At 71.1% G+C, this 23,399-nt stretch carries 22 protein-coding genes; 16 read left to right on the top strand and 6 right to left on the bottom strand.

Translation table 11 applies throughout. The annotated features are described in order from the left end of the window. Positions 1-70: 70 nt before the first annotated feature. From FB465_RS17240 to aroQ, 5 genes are all read left to right on the top strand, one after another. Positions 71-844 carry a 2,3-dihydro-2,3-dihydroxybenzoate dehydrogenase gene (locus FB465_RS17240; protein WP_145797401.1) on the top strand — a complete coding sequence of 258 codons (774 nt, stop codon included), beginning with the start codon at positions 71-73 and terminating at the stop codon, positions 842-844. Positions 845-980: 136 nt separating this feature from the next. Further along, positions 981-1,616 carry an isochorismatase family protein gene (locus FB465_RS17235; protein WP_145791723.1) on the top strand — a complete coding sequence of 212 codons (636 nt, stop codon included), beginning with the start codon at positions 981-983 and terminating at the stop codon, positions 1,614-1,616. A gap of 44 nt (positions 1,617-1,660) precedes the next feature. Beyond that, positions 1,661-3,577: an anthranilate synthase family protein gene (locus FB465_RS17230; protein ID WP_145791721.1), complete on the top strand. Its 1,917-nt coding sequence runs from the start codon at positions 1,661-1,663 to the stop codon at positions 3,575-3,577. Positions 3,578-3,672: 95 nt separating this feature from the next. After that, the gene (locus FB465_RS17225; protein WP_145791719.1) at positions 3,673-4,026 is read left to right on the top strand and encodes a hypothetical protein; all 354 of its coding nucleotides are present in this window, start codon (positions 3,673-3,675) and stop codon (positions 4,024-4,026) included. Then, positions 4,023-4,463, top strand: coding sequence for a type II 3-dehydroquinate dehydratase (gene aroQ / locus FB465_RS17220; RefSeq protein ID WP_145791717.1), 441 nt, complete (start codon positions 4,023-4,025; stop codon positions 4,461-4,463). Before FB465_RS17225 ends, aroQ begins: the two co-directional genes overlap by 4 nt. On the opposite strand, the gene FB465_RS17215 is transcribed toward aroQ, so the two are convergent. Next, positions 4,415-5,629 carry an acyltransferase family protein gene (locus FB465_RS17215; RefSeq protein ID WP_145791716.1) on the bottom strand — a complete coding sequence of 405 codons (1,215 nt, stop codon included), beginning with the start codon at positions 5,627-5,629 and terminating at the stop codon, positions 4,415-4,417. The two genes, aroQ and FB465_RS17215, sit on opposite strands and share 49 nt — an antisense overlap. Positions 5,630-5,771: 142 nt before the next feature. Then, entirely contained in the window at positions 5,772-6,419 is a 648-nt protein-coding gene (locus tag FB465_RS17210) for a ScbR family autoregulator-binding transcription factor (protein ID WP_145791714.1), read from the bottom strand. 300 nt (positions 6,420-6,719) lie between these two features. Here FB465_RS17210 and FB465_RS17205 point away from each other — a divergent pair, with 300 nt between their 5' ends. Both FB465_RS17205 and FB465_RS17200 read left to right on the top strand, forming a co-directional pair. Further along, positions 6,720-7,685 (top strand): ScbA/BarX family gamma-butyrolactone biosynthesis protein, encoded by a 966-nt coding sequence (locus FB465_RS17205; protein WP_170290618.1) that lies wholly within the window; start codon positions 6,720-6,722, stop codon positions 7,683-7,685. After that, positions 7,682-8,641 (top strand): NAD-dependent epimerase/dehydratase family protein, encoded by a 960-nt coding sequence (locus tag FB465_RS17200; protein ID WP_145791711.1) that lies wholly within the window; start codon positions 7,682-7,684, stop codon positions 8,639-8,641. The genes FB465_RS17205 and FB465_RS17200 overlap by 4 nt, the downstream gene beginning before the upstream one ends. Here the strand turns inward: FB465_RS17200 and FB465_RS17195 are convergent. Further along, complete coding sequence (locus FB465_RS17195) at positions 8,578-9,306, bottom strand: ScbR family autoregulator-binding transcription factor (protein WP_170290617.1); 729 nt, start codon at positions 9,304-9,306, stop codon at positions 8,578-8,580. The two genes, FB465_RS17200 and FB465_RS17195, sit on opposite strands and share 64 nt — an antisense overlap. Before the next feature lie 330 nt (positions 9,307-9,636). Between FB465_RS17195 and FB465_RS17190 the strand changes: the two genes are divergently transcribed. After that, complete coding sequence (locus tag FB465_RS17190) at positions 9,637-10,851, top strand: IS701 family transposase (RefSeq protein WP_246192696.1); 1,215 nt, start codon at positions 9,637-9,639, stop codon at positions 10,849-10,851. Positions 10,852-10,889: 38 nt separating this feature from the next. On the opposite strand, the gene FB465_RS17185 is transcribed toward FB465_RS17190, so the two are convergent. After that, a complete protein-coding gene (locus tag FB465_RS17185; RefSeq protein WP_145791706.1) occupies positions 10,890-11,765 on the bottom strand; it encodes a shikimate dehydrogenase in 876 nt (291 codons plus the stop codon). Between the two features lie 321 nt (positions 11,766-12,086). Between FB465_RS17185 and FB465_RS17180 the strand changes: the two genes are divergently transcribed. The 8 genes from FB465_RS17180 (at position 12,087) to FB465_RS17145 (ending at position 20,678) form a co-directional block, all read left to right on the top strand. Then, positions 12,087-13,544 carry a multicopper oxidase family protein gene (locus FB465_RS17180; protein WP_145791705.1) on the top strand — a complete coding sequence of 486 codons (1,458 nt, stop codon included), beginning with the start codon at positions 12,087-12,089 and terminating at the stop codon, positions 13,542-13,544. Positions 13,545-13,700: 156 nt separating this feature from the next. Next, positions 13,701-14,315, top strand: coding sequence for an NAD(P)H:quinone oxidoreductase (wrbA, locus tag FB465_RS17175; protein WP_145791703.1), 615 nt, complete (start codon positions 13,701-13,703; stop codon positions 14,313-14,315). Positions 14,316-14,505: 190 nt separating this feature from the next. Continuing rightward, positions 14,506-15,267 carry an SDR family oxidoreductase gene (locus FB465_RS17170; RefSeq protein WP_145791700.1) on the top strand — a complete coding sequence of 254 codons (762 nt, stop codon included), beginning with the start codon at positions 14,506-14,508 and terminating at the stop codon, positions 15,265-15,267. Continuing rightward, positions 15,267-16,532, top strand: a complete 1,266-nt coding sequence (aroA, locus tag FB465_RS17165) for a 3-phosphoshikimate 1-carboxyvinyltransferase (RefSeq protein ID WP_145791698.1) — start codon at positions 15,267-15,269, stop codon at positions 16,530-16,532. The genes FB465_RS17170 and aroA overlap by 1 nt, the downstream gene beginning before the upstream one ends. Before the next feature lie 40 nt (positions 16,533-16,572). After that, positions 16,573-17,772: a 3-hydroxybenzoate 6-monooxygenase gene (locus tag FB465_RS17160; RefSeq protein ID WP_145791697.1), complete on the top strand. Its 1,200-nt coding sequence runs from the start codon at positions 16,573-16,575 to the stop codon at positions 17,770-17,772. Between the two features lie 2 nt (positions 17,773-17,774). Beyond that, complete coding sequence (gene aroC / locus FB465_RS17155; protein WP_145797399.1) at positions 17,775-18,959, top strand: chorismate synthase; 1,185 nt, start codon at positions 17,775-17,777, stop codon at positions 18,957-18,959. A 201-nt stretch (positions 18,960-19,160) separates the two neighbouring features. Next, entirely contained in the window at positions 19,161-19,586 is a 426-nt protein-coding gene (locus FB465_RS17150) for a PPOX class F420-dependent oxidoreductase (protein WP_246192695.1), read from the top strand. Positions 19,587-19,607: 21 nt separating this feature from the next. Then, entirely contained in the window at positions 19,608-20,678 is a 1,071-nt protein-coding gene (locus tag FB465_RS17145; RefSeq protein ID WP_145791693.1) for an LLM class flavin-dependent oxidoreductase, read from the top strand. A 211-nt stretch (positions 20,679-20,889) separates the two neighbouring features. Here FB465_RS17145 and FB465_RS17140 read toward each other — a convergent pair whose 3' ends face one another. Beyond that, positions 20,890-22,266, bottom strand: a complete 1,377-nt coding sequence (locus tag FB465_RS17140; protein ID WP_145791691.1) for an aldehyde dehydrogenase family protein — start codon at positions 22,264-22,266, stop codon at positions 20,890-20,892. Beyond that, a complete protein-coding gene (locus FB465_RS17135) occupies positions 22,266-23,366 on the bottom strand; it encodes an AMP-binding protein (RefSeq protein WP_145791690.1) in 1,101 nt (366 codons plus the stop codon). The genes FB465_RS17140 and FB465_RS17135 overlap by 1 nt, the downstream gene beginning before the upstream one ends. Between the last annotated feature and the right edge of the window lie 33 nt (positions 23,367-23,399).

Below are 23,399 nucleotides of genomic sequence, written 5' to 3'. Positions count from 1 at the left end.
ATCGGCACATCAGAAATTTTCGGCCCGCAGCGGCCGATCATCCTCGATTTGTGGGGTCGCTATGAATGGGATGGAAAACAAGGTCGCCCTGGTCACCGGTGCGGCCGGCGGAATCGGCGAGGCGGTGGTGCGCGCACTGGCCGAGCGCGGCGTCGCGGTGGCATTGGTCGACCGCAACGCCGATCGGTTGGAGCAGCTCGCCAAGGAGCTGCGCAACGAGGGCGGGCGAGCCGAGGCCTTCCCCGCCGACGTGACGGACAGCGCCGACGTCGAGGCGGTGATCGACGGTGTCGAGCAGCAGCTCGGCCCGATCGACTACCTGGTCAACGGTGCCGGCGTGCTCCGGCTCGGCCAGGCCCGGGCGCTCACCGACCAGGACTGGGCCACCACCTTCGCGGTGAACACCACCGGGGTCTTCTTCGTCTCCCGCGCCGTGGTCAACCGGATGGTGGCGCGGGGCAGTCGAGGCGCGATCGTCACCGTGGCGTCGAACGCGGCGGGGACGGCCCGGGTGGACATGTCCGCGTACTCGGCCTCCAAGGCCGCGGCGACCATGTTCACCAAGTGCCTCGGCCTGGAGGTCTCCAAGTTCGGGATCCGCTGCAACGTGGTGGCCCCGGGCTCGACGGATACGCCGATGCTGACCGCCCTGTGGGAGGACAACAGCGCGGCGCAGGCCTCCATCGAGGGCGTGGCCTCGGCGTTCAGGGTCGGCATCCCGCTGGGACGGATCGCCCAACCGGCCCATATCGCCGACGCCGTGCTGTTCCTGCTGTCCGACCAGGCCGCGCACATCACCATGCACGACCTCACCGTCGACGGCGGCGCGGCGCTGGGCCACTGAGAGCCCCGAGCGCACTCAACGCACCGAGCGCACTCAACGCACCGAGCGCACCGAGCGCACCGAGCGCACCGAGCGCATCGTGCGCGAGGCCAGGGCGCCCTGCCCGGTCATCTTCCAGCTGAGAGGAACACCCGTCATGGGAATCCCGGCCATCACGGCCTACCCGATGCCGGAGCAGGGCGACCTGCCCGAGAACACCGCGCAATGGACCGTCGACCCCGAGCGGGCGGTCCTGCTGATCCACGACATGCAGAAGTACTTCCTGCGGCCGTTCCCGGCCGGTGAGTCGCCGGTGACCGACCTCGTCCGCAACGTCACCCTGCTGCGGGAGCGCTGCGCCGAACTCGGCGTACCGGTCGCGTACACCGCCCAGCCGGGTGGCATGACCCCCCAACAGCGCGGTCTGCTCAACGACTTCTGGGGGCCGGGGATGACCATCGACCCCGAGCACAAGCAGGTGGTCGACCCGGTCCAGCCGGCCGAGGGCGACCTGGTGCTCACCAAGTGGCGGTACAGCGCGTTCCACCGCACCCAACTCCTGGAGTTCATGCGGGAGCAGGGGCGCGACCAGCTGATCGTCTGCGGGGTGTACGCGCACGTGGGCGTCCTGATGACCACCTGCGACGCCTTCACCTTCGACATCCAGCCGTTCCTCGTCGGCGACGCGATCGCCGACTTCTCCCTGGAGTACCACCGCTCGGCCCTGCAGTACGCGGCGGAGCGCTGCGCGATGGCGGTGACCACCAAGACGGTGCTCACCGAGCTCGGTTAGGCCCCAACCGGTTAGGCCCCACACACACTGCGGAGGGAAGCATCATGACGGACAACCCGGGGAGCGATGCACTGCTGGAACGGATCCTGGCGGCCGAGGCTCCCGCGTTCGCCCTGCTGCACCGCCCGGAGACGGGCGCGGCGGACCGGATCGACGTTCTGGTGGGCGAGGTGGCGGAGGTCGAGGCCCTGGCCGACATCCCGCTGCGGGCCGGGGCGGCCGTGACCGGCCGGGCCGAGCACGAGGTGCTGGCGGTAGTGCCCTACCGGCAGATCGCCGAGCGCGGCTTCGCCGCCGCGGACGACGGCTCACCGCTGATCACCCTGACCGTCCGGGAGCAGGGATCCGTCCATGTCGAGGAGGCGCTCGAGCGGCTGCCCGACCTGCGGATCGACCTGGTGGACGGCGACTTCGACGTCGACGACGCGGAGTACGCGCAGACCGTCCGCCGGATCCTGACCGACGAGATCGGCCAGGGCGAGGGCGCCAACTTCGTCATCCGGCGTTCCTTCGTGGCGGACATCTCCGACTACTCGACCGCCGCCGCGCTGACCTTCTTCCGCCGGCTGCTGGAGCGGGAGCGAGGGGCGTACTGGACCTTCGTCATCCACACCGGCACCCGGACCTTCGTCGGGGCCACCCCGGAACGGCACGTCAGCCTCGCCGGCGGCCTCGCGGTGATGAACCCGATCAGCGGCACCTACCGGTACCCCGAGTCCGGCCCCACCCTGGCCGGGGTGCTCTCCTTCCTGGCCGACCCCAAGGAGGCCAACGAGCTCTACATGGTGGTGGACGAAGAGCTCAAGATGCTGGCCAGGATCACCGACGCCGGCGGGCGCGTGACGGGCCCTCACCTGATGGAGATGGCCCGCCTCGCCCACACCGAGTACTTCATCGAGGGGCACACCACCCGGGACGTCCGGGACATCCTCCGGGAGACCATGTTCGCGCCGACGGTGACCGGCAGCCCGCTGGAGAGCGCGGCCAAGGTGATCAGCCGGTACGAGCCGGCCGGCCGCGGCTACTACAGCGGAGTGGTCGCCCTGATCGGCCGGGACGCGGACGGTGGCCGGACGCTCGACTCCTCGATCCTGATCCGGACGGCGGACATCGACGCGGGCGGCCGGATGCGGATCGGGGTGGGCGCCACCCTGGTCCGCGACTCGGACCCGGACTCCGAGGTGGCCGAGACCCGGGCGAAGACAGCCGGGCTGCTCGCCGCCCTCGGCACCCGGGACGCGCCGACGGCCACCGCCGCGGCGCCCGCAGGGTTCGCCGAACACCCCGACGTGCTGGCGGCGTTGGCCCAGCGGAACGTCTCGCTCGCGCCGTTCTGGCTGGAGCGGACCGACACCCGGGTGCGCCCGGTGCCCGAGCTGGCGGGCCGTCGGGTGCTGGTGGTGGACGCCGAGGACACCTTCACCGCGATGTGGGACCACCAGCTGCGGGCGCTCGGACTCGAGGTCACCGTCCGGCGGTTCGACGAGGAGTACACCTTCGACGGGTACGACCTCGTGGTGCTCGGCCCCGGCCCGGGGGACCCGCAGGAGGTGGACCACCCCAAGATCGCCCACCTGCACGGCGCGACCCGGGCGCTGCTGGGGAGCGGCACGCCGTTCCTCTCGGTGTGCCTGAGCCACCAGGTGCTCAGCACGGTCCTCGGCTTCGACCTGGTCCGCCGGGAGCTGCCCAACCAGGGCGTGCAGAAGAAGATCGATCTGTTCGGGCGGACCGAGCTGGTCGGCTTCTACAACACGTTCGCCGGGCGCAGCGACGCCGACCGGGTGGACGTCCCGGCCCTCGGCGGTGTGGTGGAGGTGAGCCGGGACGAGGAGACCGGCCAGATCCACGCGCTGCGCGGTCCCGGCTTCCGCTCGGTGCAGTTCCACCCCGAGTCGGTGCTCAGCCAGGACGGCCTGACCATCATCGGCGAGCTGCTGACCTCCCTGCTGGCCGGCTGATCCTCCCCCCAGCCGGCTTGTCCCGGACGGTCGTGGCGCGGTACCCCCACCCACTCCATGACCGTCCGGGCCCCCGAACTTCCCTAGGAGTCATCATGCGTGCCGTAGTCGTCTGGTGGGATCTGACCGCGTCCGGCCGGAGCATCGAGGAGCTGCGGACCTTCCTCCGGGAGGAGGCAGTCGACCGGTTCGCGGTCTTCCCCGGGCTGGTGCTCAAGACCTGGATCTCCGACCCGGAGACCAACCGCTGGGGTGCGGTCATGCTCTGGGAGTCGGCCGAGGCGGCGGCCCAGCCGATCCCGGCCCGCGCCGCCGAGCTGATCGGCTACCCGCCCACGCACCGCTCGGCCTTCGACGTCGAGGCGGCCGTCGAGGGTGTCCATCAGCTGGCGGGTTTGTCCCGCCTGGGCCTGGCCCTGGCCGATGACCCGGCGGTGGTCGGCCGATGACCAGGGTGTACGTGCTCAACGGGCCGAATCTCGGCCGGCTGGGCAGGCGCGAGCCGGAGGTCTACGGCTCGCTGAGCTATGCCGATCTGGTGGAGCTGTGCCGGCGGACGGCGGAGGAGCTCGGTCTGGCGGCGGAGGTCCGCCAGACCGACAGCGAGGCCGAGTTGATCGGCTGGCTCCACGAGGCGGCGGACGCCCGCCTCCCCGTGGTGATCAACCCGGCGGCGTTCACCCACTACTCCTACGCCGTCCGGGACGCGCTGGCGATGGTGGAGGCCCCGGTCATCGAGGTGCACATCTCCAACCCCCATGCCCGGGAGCCCTTCCGCCACACCTCCGTGGTCTCCCCGGTGGTCACCGGCACCATCGCGGGCCTGGGCCTGGACTCCTACCGGCTGGCGCTGCTGGCACTGGCCGCGCTGCTCGCGAGGGAGTAGGCGGGTTCGGCGGCCTGGGCCGGCCGGGCGGCGGCCTCGGCGGGTGCCTGCGGCAGCGTCCCCCACCGCCGCATCAGCGGCCGCTCGACCCCGATGTGCAGCAGCCAGGCGAGCAGCAGGCTGACGGCGGTGATGAGCAGCACCACGCCGGTGGCCACCGGTGCGCTGTAGTAGCCGTGGTCCATCAACTGCCGCATGTAGAGCAGGACCGGGACGTGCACCAGGTAGAAGGCGAACGAGACCTCCCCCAGCCAACGCATCACCCGCCCCCGCAGCGGCGAGGCCTGGGCGCGGACGTCGGCCGAGGCCGCCGCGGGGATCAGCAGGGCGAGCGGGACGACGGCGGCGGCGCTGAGCCCGTACAGCCACGGCACGGCGAGGGCCGCCAGGTAGCCGGCGCCGGCCAGCGCGGCCGCGGGGAGCAGGCGGAGGTTGATCCAGCGCCCGCTCATCAGGATCCGGGCCATCAGGATGCCGAGGACGAACTCCAGCATCCGTACCGGCGGGAACAGGTAGACGAACCAGTACTGCCCCACGGAGACCGGGAAGCCGTTGGGCATCACGGGCGTGTCGGGGAGCAGTGCCAGGGCGACGGCGGGCAGGCAGACGACCACACCGGCGACCCCGCCCGCCCAGGCCCAGAGCCGGGCGGCGTCGATCCGCCCGATCCAGCGGTTCAGCAGCGGGAAGCAGAGGTAGAAGAAGAGCTCGCAGGAGAGCGACCAACTCGGGATGTTCACGCTGAAGAAGGTGTCGAAGCGGGGCACCCAGGCCTGCAGCAGCAGGAGGTTGGGGAGCCATTCCTTCCAGGTCGCCGTCGCCGAGGCGTAGAGCACCATCGCCAGGGCGAAGGTGGCCAGGTGGTTGGGGTAGAGCTTGACCAGTCGCTGCCACCAGAACTGACGGGGCGTACGGTCCGGACGCGTGCTCCAGGTGAGCACGAATCCGCTGAGGATGAAGAAGAAGGAGACGCCGACCCAGCCGGCCTTGGTGAACACGGCCTCCAGCGCGTGGGCCGTCCCACCGCTGTACGGATTCAGTTCGAGCCTGGTCAACGTCATATGGAACAGGAACACCATCATCGCCGCGATGAAGCGCAATCCGGTGAGTGAGGGCAGCCGCGCACGGGCCGTTGCGATGGCGTGCTGCGATGTCCTGATGGTCATGAAGCGATATCCCCTGTTGTCCGAGTCATTGGAATGAACGAGTGCGGACGTGCAATCGACCTGGCCCCAGAGGAGTGGGGCCAGGCCGGGCTGTGCAGAAAGACGAGCTTCTCCCGGGTCCGGTCGAACAGCGGGCGTGATCTTACGGGATGTCAGAGACAGGCCGGTTGGGCGTCCGTGACCGGGGAGAGCCGGCCGGGTCGAGCGTCGGGATCCGCTCGGGCCTCACCAACCCGGGGAGCAGCAGGGTCCACCAGGCGCGGACGCGTTCGAGCAGATCGGCGCGGTCCGCCAGCACCTGGGAGGTCAGCTGGATGCCGGTGAAGGAGGACGTGATGGTCTCGGCCACCACCGTGGCGTCCAGCCCCGGGAGCATGTCGCCGGCCTCCTCGGCCTGCACCACCAGGGATCGGATCAGCAGGATGCTGGCCTGCCAGGCCTCCGTGTTGGGGTTCTCGAAGGCGCCGTGCTCGATCACCAGCCGGACGGCGGCCCGGATGAACGGGTCGTCCAGGAGCGCGCGGGCGTAGGCCGTGGTCAGGTCGATCACGGGCTGGAAGCCCGGGGCCGAGAGATCCAGGCTCTCCAGCCAGGGGGACTGCTCGGCGACGACCGCGAGGGCGAGCTCCTCCTTCGAGGCGAAGTGGAAGTAGACCGCACCCTTGGTCATGCCGGCGACCGTGAGGATGTCGGCCATGGTGGCGGCCGCGTACCCCTTCCGGTCGAAGACCTCCGCTGCGGCCCGCAGGATCTCCCGCCGGGTCTGTACTGCCCGCGCCTGCTGCGCCATTGCTCTCCTTGAATCGTTAACCAAACCCCACTACAAACCGACCGGATGGTACTCTACTCTTGTTCGAGGCGCCCTGGAGCGCCGGTCGAGCGGGTCCGAGGGACAGGGGAGAGTCCTGGTGACAGAGGGATGGCGTATGTGTCGTCGTAGGCAGCACCACCTAGCGCACAAGAGCTGAAGCACCGCGGGCGACCGACTCGCGGTCATGTCCAGCTCCATCGGCGAGCCGGCGTTTCCGGCCGCCTGATCATGTCCGACCGCCTGTCGGTGGCCGGACTTATTCGTCTCTGGGGGAAGACCATGGGGTCGCTACTGTCGGATGCCGATTGCCTGCTGACCGAGGAGGAGGCGGGCTCGCCCGAGCTCCATCAGCAGACCGTGCCACGCAAGTACGTGCACCGGGCGTCCGTCGCCGAGGTGCTGCTCACCGGGTGGCGGCAGGTGCAGCCCGATCATTTCATCCTGGGCGCTCAGTGGCCCAGGACGCACAGCTTCTACCGCCCGGTCGCCGGGGTGCACGATCCACTGCTGCTCGCCGAGACGATCCGTCAGGCCGGCATGCTGCTGGCCCACGCGGGTTACGGGGTCCCGCTGGACTACCCGTTCCTGCTGTGGGACGTGTCGTACCAGGCGGATCCGGCGCGGATGACGGTCGAACCGACGCCGGTCGACCTGACGATCAGGGCCACCTGCCACGAACTCCGGTTCCGGCGCGGGGTCCTGGCGGGCATGCGCTGCGACACCGACATCTACCGGGACGGAGAGCGCCTCGGCGGCGGCAGCATGCGGCTCGACTGCATGCCGCCCGAGACCTACGCCCGGATCCGCGGGCCGCTCCTGGCTGCTGCCAAGCGCCCGATGGTGCCGGCCCAGGCCGACTACCGGGGCGAGGCCATGGACAGGGTGCTGGAGCCGACGGGGGAGCCGTACCACTGGCGGATCCAGGCCGACCGGCGCCACCCGGTGCTCTTCGACCACCCGGTCGACCACGTCCCCGGCATGGTGCTGGTGGAGGCGATGCGCCAGGCCGCCGGCCGGGTCGCCGGGCGCCGGGTGGTGGCTCCGTTCGGGCTGGACGCCGACTTCGTCCGCTATGCCGAGCTGCACCTGCCCGTGTTCGTCCGGGCCTTCCCGGGGCCGTTGGACGAGAACGGCGGCCGGGTCGTCCGGGTGGTGGCCGAACAGGGCGGCGAGCCGGTGGCCCGCGGCGTGCTCAACGTCCGGCCGATCTCGGCCGAGCCCGGGCAGGGAGGCCGGTATCAGTGACCGCTCTCCGCATTCTGGTCACCGGCGGCACCGGCTTCGTCGGCAGTCAGGTGCTCCGGCTGCTCGACGGCGTCCCCGTACGGCTGCTGACGCACCGTCGGGCATCGGAGGGTTCCGATCGGGCCGAGGTGGTGCAGGGGGACCTCGGCGACGGCGCCTCCCTGCGCGGCCTCTGCACCGGGGTGGACACCGTGGTGCACCTGGCCTCCCAGATCGGCGGCGACCCCGAGCTGTGCCACGAGGTCAACGCCCGGGGGACGAGTGCGCTGCTCGCCGAGGCCGCCCGGGCCGGAGTCCGGCGCTTCATCCACCTGAGCACCACGGCGGTCTACCGGGACGGCGTCCACCGGAACGCGGACGAGCGCCAACTCGCCCTGGAGCCACAGTCGGTGACCAGTCGGAGCAGGCTGCTCGCCGAGCAGCAGGTGCTGGCGGCCGGCGGCATCGTGATCCGGCCGAGTCTGGTCTACGGGACGGGCGACGTCTGGGTCGTCCCGACCCTGGTCGAGCTGATGACCCGAGTGCCGCACTGGATCGACGGCGGCCGGGCCCGGCTCTCCGTGATCGCCGTGGACGACCTCGCCCGGCCGATCGCCGCCCTGGCGAGGGCGCCGTGGGAGCCGGCTTCCGGCGGGCAGGTGTACCACGCCTGCGATCCGGTACCGGTGCTGATGCGGGATCTGGTCACCGTGGTGGCCGAGCAGGTGGGGGCCGCGCTCCCGTCCGGAGAGGTCTCCCTGGCGCAGGCCGGGGAGATGCTCGCCGCGTCCGACGGGACTTCCTGGGGCAGGCGGCTCTCGCTCCTGGCCGTGGACCACTGGTACGAGAGCTCACGGCTGTGGCAGCGGACGGGGTGTACGCCCGGCCCCGGCTTCGCCGCGCGCTTCGCGGATCACGCGCCCTGGTACCGCTCGGCGCTGTCTCCGATGGGCGGGCCCGTCTCCTCGCGGGGCTGAGCGCGGGGAAGCCCCGCCTGCTCCGGCAGGTGGGGGCGGGGGTCGGTTCCGCTGCTTCCGGTGCGGAGCCGGCCCAGCCGCTCGGCCGCCACCATGGAGGGGAGGACCGCCTGCCAGAGACCGACGAGCACCTGCTGGCTCAGCCAGGTCCGGTCCCGGCGGGCCAGGACCTCGATGCCCGCGGTGGTGGCGGCCAGCAGGGTGGCGGTCTCGTCCAGCAGGACGTCGGCCTGCAGGTCCCGCTCGGTGGCCGCTTTCTGCAGCTGACGCCTGATCACCTTGGCCCAGCTCGGATGGGGAGAGGGACATCGGTCCGCGCCGAGCCCGGGTTCGTCGGTGAGCCTGAGCCCGGCGCGGAACACCACGTCGTGGTCGAGCCGGTGGGCCATGCCGTGGCACAGGTCGATCAGGTACTGCAGCGACGGCCCGCCGGGGTGACGCGCCGTCCGGATCACTCCCCTCAGGCCCTCCCTGGACTCGGCCATCACGGCCTCGGCCAGCTGCTCCTTGGAGCCGAAGTGGAAGTACAGCGCTCCCTTGGACACCCCGGCGAGCTGGGTGACCTCGGACAGTCCGGTCATGGCGAAGCCCATGGCGTCGAAGGAGGTGGCCGCGGCCTCGATGAGCAGCTGTCGCGTACGTTCGGCCCGTTCCTGGCGGGGCATCGCTTCTCCCTCGTGACGGGGGGTGGTAGGGGTGCCAGGGCTGGGTCGGGCCTGTGCCGCCGGGGGGAGGCCGACCGCCGGGGCATGCGCATGCGACCGGTGGGGGCGGGCGCAGGTACAGCAGTTGCCTCGCATCCTAACAAACCAACCAAGCGGTATCGACCGTCTTCGACGGATTCGGCCGGGCCGGCGACTATCTGACGAAGTCTTTCAAACCAACCAGTCGGTTCTGTATGGTGATCCTGTCAGTACCTCGCATCTGATCCTCCGCGCCGAGCAGGCGTCCCGGAGGTGTCAGTGGTTGCGATCGCGGAAGAGGGGACGGGGGCTGTGGAAGGTGTCATCGAGAGGGACGTCCCGGAGCACATCTGGGGAGACGTGGCGGACGACTTCGTTACGGAGTTCTCCCGGAAGATGCTGGCCTCGCTGAAGCGTCGCGACCAGCGCGCCCGGGGCGAGTGGTACATCTCCGGGCTGCTGTCCGTACCGGGCCGCAAGTCCATGCGCGCGCTCGCCGCCGTGGCCGGCTACGGCGCGGCCGAGCAGAGCCTGCACCACTTCATCAGCGACTCCTCCTGGTGCTGGGGCCCGGTACGCCAGGCCCTCGCCCGCCACCTGGACCGCGTGCTGCTGCCCCAGGCCTGGGTGCTCAACTCGATGGCCATCCCGAAGGCGGGCGAGCACTCCGTCGGGGTCGAGGAGTCCTTCCGCACCGAGCTCGGCCGGGTCGTCAACAGCCAGCAGGCGTACGGGGTCTGGCTGGCGAGCGAGGACATGAGCGCCCCGGTGAACTGGGGCCTGGTGCTGCCGCCGGACTGGCTCGACAACGAGGAGCGGCGCAAGCGGGCCAAGATCCCCGACGACGTGTCGGCGGCCACCCCGGAGTCGTGCGCGGTCGCCGCCGTGGCCGAGATGTCCGGCCCGGAGTGGGGACTGCGCCGCCGCCCGGCGGTCCTGGACGCGCGCGAGCTCGACGCCGTGGCGCTGATCGAGGAGTTCAACCGCCGCGGCATCCCGTTCGTCATGCGGGTCGGCGGCTCCACCCGGCTCGTCGGCTTCGACGCGAGCCTGCCCGGGCGCGGTGAACGGCTCCTCCAGGCCCAGCAGTTGATCGAGTGGGCCAAGCGCTACTCCCGCCCCGTGGGCTGGGTGGACCCGGACTACTCCATCACCCGCTCGATCCTGGTCAGCGGCACCAGGGTGACCCTGCCCGCGGTCCGCAGGCCCGGTGCCGTCCCGCCGCAGGAGCGGCCGCTGACGCTGGTGGGCGGCTGGTCCGGGGCGAAGGGCAAGCCCGCGGAGCTCTGGCTGTCCAACCTGGTCGAGGTGCCCCCGGTCGCCCTGCTGCGCCTGGGCCGGCTCACCCGCCGGGTCGCCAAGGACTTCTCCGAGGTCAGCGCCAAGGTCGGCATGCGGGACTTCGAGGGCCGTTCGTACGCCGGCTGGCACCGCCACGCCACCCTCTGCTCGGTGGCGCACACGATCTCGGTGCTCTCCACCGCGCGGCGCCAGGGCTTCGACAAGTCGCAGGAGCTCTCCGCCTAGCCGGGTCGTGTCCCGGGCACGGGCGCGCGGAGGGCTCCTCAGCCCGCCCGGCGGGCGAGTTCCGCGCGGCCCGCGCTGCGCATCGCCGCGATCGGCACGTCGGTCCGGCCGGTCATCAACTCGACCTGGCGCACGGCTTGGTGGAGCAGCATCGAGAGGCCGTCCACCACCGGGCTGCCGGCGAATCCGGCGGCCTTGACCAGCCGGGTCGGCCACGCCGCGTGGACCACGTCGAAGACCGCCGCCCGGGCGTGCATGACGGCCGCCGCGTACGCGTCCGCGGCTCCGGCGGGGAGGGTGGAGACGACCAGCCCGGTGCCCGGCAGCAGCTTCTCCAACTCGCGGAAGGTGTGCACCTCGACGGCGATGCCGAGCCGGCCCGCCGCCGCGCCGGCCTCCGCCGCCCGGCTGCGCTCCCGTACCACCAGGGCGGGTTCGCGGACTCCGAGCTCCCGCAGGGCCGCGAGAGCCGAGCAGGCGGTCGCGCCGCCGCCGAGCACCACGGCGGAGCCCGGTGCCTCGATGCCGGCCTCGCGCAGGGCGGTGACCATCCCGTACACATCGGTGTTGTCGCCGAAGCTGCGGCCGTCCCGGAACACCACGGTGTTCACGCCGCCCACGTCCAGGGCGAGGTCCGAGACCTCGTCGATCAGCGGGAGGGCAGCACGCTTGAGCGGCATGGTGAGTGCGAGCCCGGCCCAGGACCGGTCGAGGGAGCCGAGCAGGGCCGGCAGCGCGGTCTCGTCGCAGTCGACCGCCTCGTAGCTCCAGTCCAGCCCCATCGCGGCATAGGCCGCGCGGTGCAGGGTGGGTGAGAGCGAGTGCCCGATCGGGGAGCCGAGCACCGCTGCCCGGCGGACCGCCTGGCGGGGCGGTCCGAACCGGTCCACCGCAGGTGTCTGATCTGCGCGCATGTGGTGGCACTCCTTCTGCGGAGGGGAACGGGTTCCGGTGGTCTGGCCCGCCGTTGTCCCAGGTGCGGAACAGCTTATGTATCCGGTCGCGGTGGCGGTCGATCCCGTCGACACAGAGTCACCTTCGCCACTGACCTGACTGACCCCGTCGATTACTTCGTCATCGATGGGTCTCCGGTGGCGGTCCCCCGGACCTGACATCGTCCCGAATTGGTGTTTGAAGGGGCCTTCACAGATTCTGCACCCTTCCCTCGGGGCTGCTCCGGCTGATCCGGAAAGGCGACCCGAAGTGTCCGTCAACGGTTGGGAAACGGGGATTTGATGCTGTCACGTAGGAATGCTCTGAAGGCCGGTGTGGTCACCGCAGGAACGGTGGGTGGCGCGGGCCTGCTGGTGCCGGCGCTGACCGGGCCGTCCGCGGCCGCGGCGACCGACCCCGCCCCCACCACGGCGCCCGTCATCCCGCAGTTCGCGGTGCCGATGACCGTCCCGCCGGTGCTCGCACCGAGCTCCAGCTCGACCACCACCGACTACTACACGGTGACGATGAAGAAGGCCCTGAAGGAGATCGTCCCCGGGACGCTCACCGAGGTCTGGACCTACAACGGCCAGTACCCCGGGCCGACCATCAAGGCCAGATCCGGCCGGCGCGTCGTGATCAAGCAGATCAACAACCTGGACATGCCCACCTCGGTGCACCTGCACGGCGCCAAGGTCCCGGTGGACAGCGACGGTTCGCCGATGGACACCATCGCCCCCGGCGCCGCCAGGACCTACACCTACCCGAACGACCAGGCCGCGGCGCCGCTCTGGTTCCACGACCACGCCCACCACATGGAGTCGGAGCACGTCTACCGAGGCCTGTCCGCGACGTACCAGCTGAGCGACGACGCCGAGCGCTCGCTCCCGCTGCCCTCGGGCTCCTACGACGTGCCCCTGATCCTGCGGGACGGGCGCTTCGACGAGGCCGGCCGGCTGATCTACGAGATGGAGGACTTCCTCAACCGGAACACCATCCTGGTCAACGGCCGCCCGTGGCCGTACTTCCAGGTCGCCGCCCGCAAGTACCGGTTCCGGATCCTCAACTCGACCAACAACCGGTTCTTCAACCTGCAGCTGGCCGACGGCACCTCGTTCGTCCAGATCGGCTCGGACGGCGGCCTGCTGGAGAAGCCGTACAGCACCACCTCGGTGTGGCTCTCTCCGGGTGAGCGGGCCGACGTCGTCCTCGACTTCTCCCGGTACGCGGTCGGCACCCAGCTCGTGCTGAAGAACGTGGGCCTCCCCGGCCCGCCGGAGACCAACCAGGTCATGCGGTTCGACGTGGTGCGCACCGCCTCGGACTACAGCTCCGTGCCCGACCGCCTCCGTACGCTGCCGACGCCGCCCGTCGCCACCGTCAACCGCTCCTTCACCCTGCGGATGGACGAGGACGGCCGGCCCGGCGCCGCCGCGTACATCAACGACCAGACCTACGACCCGAACCGGATCGACACCCGGATCACCTGGGGCAGCACCGAGGTCTGGACGGTCACCAACGCCAACCAGCTGGCGCCGCACAACTTCCACCTCCACCTGGTGCAGTTCCGGATCCTGGAGCGCAACGGCAAGGCTCCGCAGCCCGGTGAGGCGGGGCTGAAGGACACCGTCAGCCTCCTGGCAGGGGAGACGGTCAAGCTGCTGGTCACCTTCAACAGCTACCGGGGTATCTACCTCTACCACTGCCACATCTTCGACCACGGGGCGATGGGCATGATGGGGACGATGGAGATCGTCTGACCTGCGGGTTCCGGTGCGGGCCAAGTCCGGTGCGGCGCAAGGTGATGAAGTCGCCGTCATCTGGTTGCCGCGCCGGACGGTCCTGCGGAAGAGTCATTCTGACGGGACATCACTGGATCCCGTACAGCCTGATACGTCCGATTGGGAGTTGCGCACGTGACCAACGTCGCCGTCATCTACTACTCGTCCACGGGACACGTCCACAAGCTGGCCCAGGAGGCCGCCCAGGCCGCCGAGAAGGTCGGTGCCGAGGTCCGCCTGCGCAAGGTCGCCGAGCTCGCCCCCGAGGCGGCCATCGCCGGCAACCAGGCCTGGGCCGACCACGTCGCCGCCACCAAGGACGTCGCCGAGGCGACCCTGGAGGACCTGGAGTGGGCCGATGTCATCCTCCTCGGCACCCCCACCCGCTTCGGCCTTCCGGCCGCCCAGCTCAAGCAGTTCATCGACACCACCGGTGGCCTGTGGTACCAGGGCAAGCTGGTGAACAAGGTGGTCTCCTCGTTCACCTCCACCTCCACCGCCCACGGCGGCCAGGAGAGCACCCTGCTGGCGCTGAACAACACCTTCTACCACTGGGGCGCCATCATCGTGGCCCCGGGCTACGCGGACCCCGTCCAGTTCGCCCCGGCCAACGGCAACCCGTACGGCGCGAGCCACGTCTCCAACAACACCAACCCTCCCGGCGAGGAGAACCTCGGCTCGATCGGCTTCCAGGCCCGCCGCGCCGTCGAGATCGCCACCGCGCTGAAGGCCGGTTTCAAGACCGCCTGATCCGCCTCGCTCCACCGCTTTGCAGAATGCTCCGCCAGTGCAGGGGATTCCGGTGTTCCCGGAATCCCCTGCACTGTTTTCGTTCCCTCAGCTGACGAAGTAACAAAAGCGTTGTTGCCCAGGCCGGAACGGCTGCAGCAGAGTCTGTCGAAGAGTTATTCCCGGTCAATTCCGTCGCAGGAGGAAACTGATGACCGCACGATTCGCCGGCAAGGTCGCCCTGGTCACCGGAGGCGGCTCCGGAATCGGCCGGGCCACCGCGCTGGCCTTCGCCCGTGAGGGCGCCACGGTCATGGTGGCCGGGCGAGAACCTCATGAACTGCGCGAGACCGTCGCACTCATCGAGAAGGAGGGCGGCGTCGCGGACTGCGTCCGGGCCGACGTCACCCACGGCATGGACGTGATCAGGCTCGTCAGGACCACCGTCGAGCGGCACGGCGGGCTGCACATCGCCTTCAACAACGCCGGGGTGATGGGCAGGCCCAGCCCGCTCGCCGAGGTCTGCGAGGCGGTCTGGGGCGACATCCTGTCCACCAACCTGACCGGCGTGTGGCTGCTGATGAAGCACGAGATCGCCCACATGAAGGCCAACGGCGGCGGAGTGATCGTCAACACCGCGGCCAACATCGGCATCCACGGCCGGGTCCCGGGCTTCGGCGCCTTCGCGGCCTCGAAGGCCGCCCTGAGCACGCTGACCCGCACCGCCGCGCGCGAGTACATCCGCGAGGGCATCCGGATCAACGCGATCAGCCCCGGCACGGTCGACACCGACCAGGGCCGGCACGAGGGGGAGACCGACGAGCAGCGGGACGCCCGGGTCAAGGCCGGCGTGCCGATCGGCCGGGTCGCCCGTACCGAGGAGATCGCCAACACCGTGCTGTGGCTGGCCGGTGAGGAGTCCAGCTTCGTCGTCGGCCACGACCTCGTCCTGGACGGCGGGGCCACCGCCTGATGGTCGCCAGCCTGCGGCCGGAGCCGGCCACGAGGAGCGCCCGGATACCGGGCTCGAAGAGCATCACCAACCGGGTCCTGCTGCTCGCCGCCGCGGCCGCCGGCCGGACGCGCCTGGTGGACCCGCTGGAGAGCGAGGACACGGTCGCCTTCCGCACGGCGCTGACCGCCCTCGGGGTCGACGTGACCCTGGACGGCGGCGACTGGGAGGTGCACGGCACCGGCCGGGCGCCCTCGGGCCCGGCCCGGATCTGGTGCGCGGACGCCGGCACCGCGGCGCGCTTCCTGCCGGTCCTCGCGGCCGCGGGAGAGGGCGAGTTCCTCTTCGAGGGCTCCGAGCAGCTGACCGCCCGCCCGCTGCACCCGCTGACCGAGGCGCTCGCCGAACTGGGCGCCGAGGTCGAGCCGGGTGCGGGCGGCGGACTCCCGCTCAGGCTGCAGGCCCGGGGCCTGCGCGGCGGCGAGCTGGCGCTGGACTCCTCGACCAGCAGCCAGTACCTGACCGGGCTGCTGCTCTCGGCCCCCCTGATGCGCGAACCGCTGACCGTCTCGGTGGCGGGCCTGGTGAGCCGCCCGTACATCGCGATGACCATCGCGCTGATGCGGCGCTTCGGCGCCCAGGTCTCCACGGACCGGGACGGCAGGCTGCGGGTGGAGCCGGGCGGCTACGCCGGCACGCGGATCCGGATCGAACCGGACGCCTCCACCGCCTCGTACGTCTTCGCGGCGGCCGCGCTGACCGGGACGAGCGTGACGGTGCCCCACCTCGGCACCGGCAGCCTGCAGGGCGACCTGCGCTTCGTCGAGGTGCTGGCGAAGACCGGCGCCCGGGTCGAGGTGACCGAGGACGGCACCACCGTGACCGGCACCGGCCCGCTGCGCGGAGGCTTCGAGGTCGACATGGGCGACATCTCGGACACCTTCATGACGCTCGCGGCCATCGCCCCGCTCGCCGACGCCCCGATCACCGTCCACGGCATCGGTCACGCCCGGCTCAAGGAGTCCGACCGGATCGCCGCGATCGCGGAGAACCTGCGGGCCGCCGGCATCCGGGTGGAGGACGGACCGGACCGGATCACCGTCCACCCGGGCCGGCCCCGGCCGGTGACCATCGCCTGCCACCGCGACCACCGCATCGCCATGGCCTTCTCGGTGCTGGGCCTACGGGTCCCCGGCATCACGCTCGACGACCCGCACTGCGTGGGGAAGACCTTTCCCGGCTTCCACCAGGAACTGCGACGGCTCTTCGGCGAACAGGCCCGCTAGGGCCGACCCCGACAGACAGAGAGAGGAAAGAAGACCCAAGATGGCACGGATACTCATAGCCGGCGGCGGCATCGGCGGGCTGGCGACCGCGCTCAGCGTCTCCCGGCAGGGCCACCAGGTGGTCGTACTGGAGAGCCGCGACAGCTTCACCGAACTCGGCGCCGGGATCCAGCTGGCCCCGAACGCCTTCCACGCCCTGGACCAGCTCGGCGTGGGCGACGCCGTCCGGGAGCGCGCCGTCCACATCGACGAACTGCGCTTCATGGACGGCACCACCGGCGAGAAGGTCGCGAGCATGCCGCTGACCGCCGACTACCGTGAGCGCTTCGGCAACCCGTACGTGGTGGTCCACCGGATCGACCTGTACGCGCCGCTGCTCGAGGCCTGCCGCGCGTCGGAGGCCATCGAGCTGCGGACCGGCGCCACGCTGGAGCGCTACACGCAGAACTCCTCCGGGGTGACCGCCCACCTGGCGTCCGGCGAGGAGGTGCACGGCGCGGCCCTGATCGGCGCCGACGGCATCAACTCCTTCGTGCGCCGGCAGATGATCGGCGACGGCTTCCCCAAGGTCTCCGGGCACACCATCTACCGCTCGGTGATCCCGATGGAGCGCGTGCCCGAGGACCTGCGGTGGAACACCGTGACCCTCTGGGCCGGCCCCAAGTGGCACTTCGTCCACTACCCGATCGGCGGCGGCAGGTACCTCAACCTCGCCGCCACCCGCGACGACGCGGCGACCGAGGCGGTGATCGGCGCACCGGCCGAGAAGGAGCACGTGCTCCAGGAGTTCCCCGAGCTCGGCGACATCCCCCGCCGGCTGCTCGGCCTCGGCGAGGACTGGCGGTCCTGGGTCCTCTGCGACCGCGACCCGGTGGAGACCTGGACCGACGGACGGGTGGTCCTGATCGGCGATGCCGCGCACCCGATGCTGCAGTACGCCGCCCAGGGCGCCTGCCAGGCCCTGGAGGACGCGGTGGTGCTCGGCGATCTCATCGGCACCGACGAGGCCGACTTCGGGCAGCGCTTCGAGAAGTTCAACGGCGAGCGCCGCGAGCGCACCGGTGCGACCCAGCTGCTCGCCCGGGAGATGGGCCGTCAGCTCTACCACCCGGCCGGAGAAGCGGCCGGAGAGCGCAACGCCATGCTCGCCGCGCTGTCCCCGGCGGAGCTGTACGACAAGGTCGAGTGGCTGCACGGCGCGAAGCTCGGCGGCCCTGCGGTGGACGGCGAGGGCCGGTGACCGTGGGCACCTTGCGCTGGCTCACGGCGGGGGAGTCGCACGGCCCCGCACTGGTGGCGACCTTGGAGGGGCTGCCCGCCGGGGTGCCGGTCAGCACCGAGGTGGTGGCGGACGCACTGGCCCGGCGCCGGCTCGGCCACGGCCGGGGCGCCCGGATGAAGTTCGAGCGCGACGAGGTCACCTTCCTGGGCGGGGTCCGGCACGGTCTGACCCTGGGCAGCCCGGTGGCGGTGATGGTCGGCAACACCGAGTGGCCCAAGTGGGACCAGGTGATGTCGGCGGACCCGGTGGACGAGGAGATCCTCGCCGGCCTCGGCCGCAACGCGCCGCTGACCCGGCCGCGTCCGGGCCACGCCGACCTGGCGGGCATGCAGAAGTACGGCTTCGACGACGCCCGCCCCGTCCTGGAGCGGGCCTCCGCCCGGGAGACCGCCGCCCGGGTGGCCCTCGGCGCGGTCGCCAGGTCGTTCCTGTTGGAGGTCGCCGGGATCGAACTCGTCTCGCACGTGGTCGAGTTGGGTGCGGCCAAGGCCCCCGCCGGGGTGCTCCCGAAGCCCGCCGACGCCGAGCGGCTGGATGCCGATCCGGTCCGCTGCCTCGACCCCGGCGCCTCCGCGCGGATGGTCGAGCAGATCGACCGCGCGCACAGGGAGGGCGACACTCTGGGCGGTGTCGTCGAGGTGCTCGCGTACGGGCTGCCGCCGGGGCTGGGTTCGCATGTGCACTGGGACCGCCGGCTGGACGCCCGGCTGGCGGCGGCGCTGATGGGAATCCAGGCGATCAAGGGCGTGGAGATCGGCGACGGCTTCGAACTGGCCCGCGTGCCGGGCTCCCTGGCACACGACGAGATCGAGCCGGGCCCGGAGGGCGTACGGCGCAGGTCGGGCCGGGCGGGCGGCACCGAGGGCGGGCTCTCCACGGGCGAGCCGCTCAGGGTCCGCGCCGCCATGAAGCCCATCGCGACGGTGCCGCGGGCGCTGGCGACCCTGGACGTCCGGACCGGCGAGGTGGCCCAGGCCCATCACCAGCGTTCGGACGTGTGTGCCGTGCCGGCGGCCGGAATCGTCGCCGAGGCAATGGTCGCGCTGGTCCTGGCCGACGCCTTGGTGGAGAAGTTCGGCGGTGACTCGGTGACCGAGACACGGCGCAACGTCTCCTCCTACCTGGACACCCTGGTCGTTCGCTGACCGATCAGGATCGGGCATCCCAGGGGCGCGGGGAACTGCGCGAGATCGGAAGGCAAAGGCCTGCAGTCTTCCGTTTCGCGCAGTTCCCCGCGCCCCTTGTGGTTGGCCCGCTGCCGCACCTTCCGGCGGAGCCATTTGCCGAGCTGACGAAGTATCGGCCGCGCCTTTCCCCGGCATTCCCCACCGCCCAGGATGTCTGCCATGGAGAAGATGACCGAGGCCGAGTGGCGTGCTTTCGTCGCCACCGGCACACGCACCGGCAAGCTCGCGACCGTACGCGCCGACGGCCGTCCCCACATCGCCCCGATCTGGTTCGTGCTGGACGGGGACGACCTGCTGTTCAACACCGGCAAGGGCTCGGTCAAGGGCCGCAACCTGCAGCGGGACCCCCGGGCCACGCTCTGCGCCGACGACGACCGGCCGCCGTTCGCCTTCGTGCTGATCGAGGGCGAGGTCACGATCTCGGAGGAGCCGGCGGACCTCAGGCTCTGGGCGGGCCGGATCGGCGGCCGCTACATGGGCGCGGACCGGGCCGAGGAGTTCGGCGCGCGCAACGGAGTTCCGGGCGAGCTTCTCGTCCGGCTGCACCCCACGAAGGTGATCGCCTCCCGCGGCATCGCCGACTGACGTCAATGGAGAGTGGACACGATGCAGTTCGGGATCTTCACCGTCGGAGACATCTCCGCGGACCCCAACACCGGCAAGGCGCCGACCGAGCAGGAACGGCTCAAGTCGATGGTCGCCATCGCCCTGAAGGCGGAGGAGGTGGGCCTCGACGTCTTCGCGACCGGTGAGCACCACAACCCGCCGTTCGTACCGTCGTCGCCGACGACGCTGCTCGGCTACATCGCCGCGCAGACCGAGCGCATCATCCTCTCCACCTCGACCACCCTGATCACCACGAACGACCCGGTGAAGATCGCCGAGGACTTCGCGCTGCTGCAGCACCTCGCGGACGGCCGGGTCGACCTGATGATGGGCCGGGGCAACACCGCCCCGGTCTACCCGTGGTTCGGCCAGGACATCCGCCAGGGCATTCCGCTGGCGATCGAGAACTACGCACTGCTGCACCAGCTCTGGCGCAACGAGCAGGTGGACTGGCAGGGCCGCTTCCGCACCCCGCTGCAGGGCTTCACCTCGGTGCCCCGCCCGCTCGACGGCGTGCCGCCGTTCGTCTGGCACGGCTCGATCCGCAGCCCGGAGATAGCCGAGCAGGCCGCGTACTACGGCGACGGGTTCTTCGCGAACCACATCTTCTGGCCCAAGGAGCACTTCATGCAGCTCGTCGAGCTGTACCGGACGCGCTTCGCCCACTACGGCCACGGCACCCCGGAGCAGGCGATCGTCGGCCTCGGCGGGCAGTTCTTCGTGCACAGGAACTCGCAGGAGGCGGTCCGCCGGTACCGCCCCTACTTCGACAACGCGCCGGTGTACCGCGGCGGCCCGTCGTTGGAGGAGTACATGGAGCAGACCCCGCTGACGGTCGGCAGCCCGCAGGAGGTCATCGACAAGACCCTGACCTTCCGCGAGAACTTCGGCGACTACCAGCGGCAGCTGTTCGTGATGGACGGCGGCGGTGTGCCGCTGAAGACCGTGCTGGAGCAGCTCGACATCCTCGGCGAGGAGATCCTGCCGGTCCTGCGCAAGGAGTTCGCCTCCGGCCGGCCGGCCTCCGTCCCCGCGGGCCCCACCCACGCGGCCCTGGTCTCGCGGTCCTAGAGGCTCCGCCGGCAGGCGCGGCGCCGGCCACATCAGGGGCGCGGGAACTGCGCGAAACCGGGAGGGCACAGGTCGTCGCCTTCCGATTTCGCGCAGTTCTCCCCCAGCCTTCGGCCGGGAGGTACCCCCACGCGCCCCTCATGTGGCTGCTCTTGGACGACATGAGTGTGCCCCGGCCGCCTGTGGGCGGCCAGGGCACACTCATGGTCTCTCAGCCTCGGATGACGGTCTTGGTCCGCATCAGGAACTCGCCGAGGTAGCCGTCGTGCGGCACCCCCGGCTCCATCCAGTAGGTGGGGTGGTCGCCGAGATGGACGTTCTTGATGCTGGGCTCGCCGACCAGCCGGTCGATCAGCTCCTCGTCGCCGGTGTGGGCGTTCAGCACCAGGGAGTTCCGGAGGGGAGCGATCCCGTCCTCGCGGCTCCAGCGGGCCACCCAGACGCAGGGGAAGGACAGTTCGATGTCCAGCTGCCCGCTGTCCAGACGGTCCAGCTGGTGCACCGCGGGCCGCAGGACGGCGCTGCCGTCGCCGAGTTCCTCGACGATGCCCTCTCCGCCCAGCCAGGCGCGGGTGCCCTTGGCCTGGCTGAGCAGGTACTGCTCGACCGCCCGTGCCGACGCGACCGGCTGCACCGGCAGGACCGCCCGGTCGTCCTCGGGCGGCAGGCTCGGGATGGCGGCCAGACGCTCGGCGATGGCCTCGGCGAGCGGTGCGGGGTCGCCCTCGACCAGCACTGCGGTGGTGTTGATGCACTTGACGCCACCGTGGTGACTGATCGAGTCGACGATGGTGTCCAGGTGCTCCCGCCAGTCGCTGTCGGCGGTGATCAGGACCTTGGAGCGGCCCGGGCCCTGCGCCAGCACGGTGGTGTCGGTGGCGTACTTGCGCACGACCTCGTCACCGCCGTAGACGATGCCGAGATCGGCGCCGGCCAGCACCTCGTCCGCGCCGTCGTGGTCGGTGGGCAGCAGCACGACGTGGTCGTTGCCGAAGCCCGCCGCCCGCAGGGCGGTGACCAGGCGGTGCGGGGTGAACGGCTCGCGCCGGGAGGGCCGGACGGCCACCCGGTAGCCGAGGGCCAGCGCCTCCAGCCAGAGCGCGTGCGGGGCCGGGTGGTTGCCGGCCGCGTGCACGGCGAACACCTCGCCGCGGCGGGTCCAGACCGCGCGGCCGGTACGGGTGAGGGGGTCCCGCCAGTCGGCCACGGCGCCGGTCGGGCGGGCGTGGTAGGCGCTGAAGTGCGCCTTGCGGGCGGCGTTGGCGATCTCGGCCGCCGCCGCCCTGACCGCGGTGACCGACACCCCGGAGACCCGGCTGACGGCGTGCTCGTACTCGGCGAAGGTCAGCCCGTCGACGGTCTCCTCGAGGAAGATCCGGGCGGCCCGGCCGAGGGCGGCGAGCCGCTCCTCGGCCGGCAGGTTGACGGCTTTGTGCAGGGCGGACAGCGCCCGGGTGACGAACAGCTTCGGCACGATGCTGAGTTCGGCGAGGGGAGCGCCCGCGACATCGCTGATGGTGAGCCGCTTGCGGGCGTGGTACGGCCCGCCCGGCCCGAGCGCGTCCAGGGCGATCAGCTCGGCGGTCATCAGTAGACCCCCTCGATGACCGTCTCGTTGTCGAACTCCTTGACCGGCGCGATGTCCGCGATGGCGTCACCCACCTGGCCGTCCAGCGGCCGGATGCGGGTGGCGTAGTCGCGCTCCAGGTTGTTCGGCAGCAGCAGGCTCTTGCCGATGTAGTGCATGACCACCCGGCCGCGCTCGCCGTACTCGACCGGCTCGCCGCTGTCGCCGTCGATCACCCGGTAGGTGATGTACGGCGAGAAGGGGTCGTAGACGCAGGGGTCGTCGTCGGTGAGGCCGGGGCGCTCGGTGACGTGGCCGAGCGTCATGGTGTTGCCGAAGCCGCTGACGAAGACGGTCTCGGGGAACAGCTCGGTGCGGTAGAGGTGGCGGGTGTCGGCGTCCAGCTGGGTGCCGACCCAGATGATCGCCTTCACCTTCTTGCGGACCAGCGCCACCAGTTCGTCGCGCCGGCTCAGCCGCTCCAGCGTCGGCGGGGTGAGGATCAGCACCCCGATGTCCTGGGACTCCAGGGTGAAGGCGAGCTGGTCGACCAGGTGCTCGGTGTAGGCCGCCGCCTCCGCCTTCTCGCCGCGGGCGATCAGCTTCTTGACCCAGCGGGGGTCCACGTCGACGGTGAACGGCAGACCGCCGCGGTCGTGCACCATGCGCTGGAAGGTCTCGCCGACCATGTGCGGGCCGGACGGGACGACCATCAGGTAGTTGAGGTCGCGCGGCACGCCGTGGGCGTCCAACTGCGCACTGCTGTGGGCCAGCAGCAGGTCCAGCCACTCGCGCAGCATCAGGACGCGCTTCGGGGCGCCGGTGGTGCCGCCGCTGTCGTACACGCCGACGATCTCGGGCTTCGGGCCGTAGCCGCGCGGGATGAGGTCCTCGACGGGTACGTCCCGCAGCCGGTTGGCCACGTTGGGGAACTTGGAGAGGTCCTCGAAGGTGCGGATGTCCGCGACCGGGTCGAAGTCCAGGGTCTCTGCCAGTGCCAGCCAGAACGGCGATCCGGTCTCCGGGGAGAAGTGCCAGCGCATGGCTGCGCGCAGGAACTCCTCGGGGTCGGGCCGGGCGCCGTACGGCAGTTCCAGTATCGGATCGGCAGCGGACGACATCGTGCTCCCTTCGGCGGGACCGCGGATCGCGGT

The organism is Kitasatospora atroaurantiaca, from assembly GCF_007828955.1.
Classification (GTDB): domain Bacteria; phylum Actinomycetota; class Actinomycetes; order Streptomycetales; family Streptomycetaceae; genus Kitasatospora; species Kitasatospora atroaurantiaca.
Note: the sequence above shows the minus strand (reverse complement) of the source record. Positions and strands in the feature narration are given on the sequence as shown.

What these genes read in the sequence shown, in the direction of transcription:
- FB465_RS17230 (WP_145791721.1), top strand. Translation starts at nt 1,661, where the DNA reads ATGACGGACAACCCGGGGAGCGATGCACTGCTGGAACGGATCCTGGCG.
- FB465_RS17150 (WP_246192695.1), top strand. Translation starts at nt 19,161, where the DNA reads ATGGAGAAGATGACCGAGGCCGAGTGGCGTGCTTTCGTCGCCACCGGC.
- FB465_RS17210 (WP_145791714.1), bottom strand. Translation starts at nt 6,419, where the DNA reads ATGGCGCAGCAGGCGCGGGCAGTACAGACCCGGCGGGAGATCCTGCGG.
- aroA (WP_145791698.1), top strand. Translation starts at nt 15,267, where the DNA reads ATGGTCGCCAGCCTGCGGCCGGAGCCGGCCACGAGGAGCGCCCGGATA.
- aroQ (WP_145791717.1), top strand. Translation starts at nt 4,023, where the DNA reads ATGACCAGGGTGTACGTGCTCAACGGGCCGAATCTCGGCCGGCTGGGC.
- FB465_RS17240 (WP_145797401.1), top strand. Translation starts at nt 71, where the DNA reads ATGGAAAACAAGGTCGCCCTGGTCACCGGTGCGGCCGGCGGAATCGGC.
- FB465_RS17235 (WP_145791723.1), top strand. Translation starts at nt 981, where the DNA reads ATGGGAATCCCGGCCATCACGGCCTACCCGATGCCGGAGCAGGGCGAC.
- FB465_RS17215 (WP_145791716.1), bottom strand. Translation starts at nt 5,629, where the DNA reads ATGACCATCAGGACATCGCAGCACGCCATCGCAACGGCCCGTGCGCGG.
- FB465_RS17170 (WP_145791700.1), top strand. Translation starts at nt 14,506, where the DNA reads ATGACCGCACGATTCGCCGGCAAGGTCGCCCTGGTCACCGGAGGCGGC.
- FB465_RS17145 (WP_145791693.1), top strand. Translation starts at nt 19,608, where the DNA reads ATGCAGTTCGGGATCTTCACCGTCGGAGACATCTCCGCGGACCCCAAC.
- FB465_RS17160 (WP_145791697.1), top strand. Translation starts at nt 16,573, where the DNA reads ATGGCACGGATACTCATAGCCGGCGGCGGCATCGGCGGGCTGGCGACC.
- FB465_RS17225 (WP_145791719.1), top strand. Translation starts at nt 3,673, where the DNA reads ATGCGTGCCGTAGTCGTCTGGTGGGATCTGACCGCGTCCGGCCGGAGC.
- FB465_RS17195 (WP_170290617.1), bottom strand. Translation starts at nt 9,306, where the DNA reads ATGCCCCGCCAGGAACGGGCCGAACGTACGCGACAGCTGCTCATCGAG.
- FB465_RS17180 (WP_145791705.1), top strand. Translation starts at nt 12,087, where the DNA reads ATGCTGTCACGTAGGAATGCTCTGAAGGCCGGTGTGGTCACCGCAGGA.
- FB465_RS17135 (WP_145791690.1), bottom strand. Translation starts at nt 23,366, where the DNA reads ATGTCGTCCGCTGCCGATCCGATACTGGAACTGCCGTACGGCGCCCGG.
- FB465_RS17205 (WP_170290618.1), top strand. Translation starts at nt 6,720, where the DNA reads ATGGGGTCGCTACTGTCGGATGCCGATTGCCTGCTGACCGAGGAGGAG.
- FB465_RS17185 (WP_145791706.1), bottom strand. Translation starts at nt 11,765, where the DNA reads ATGCGCGCAGATCAGACACCTGCGGTGGACCGGTTCGGACCGCCCCGC.
- FB465_RS17140 (WP_145791691.1), bottom strand. Translation starts at nt 22,266, where the DNA reads ATGACCGCCGAGCTGATCGCCCTGGACGCGCTCGGGCCGGGCGGGCCG.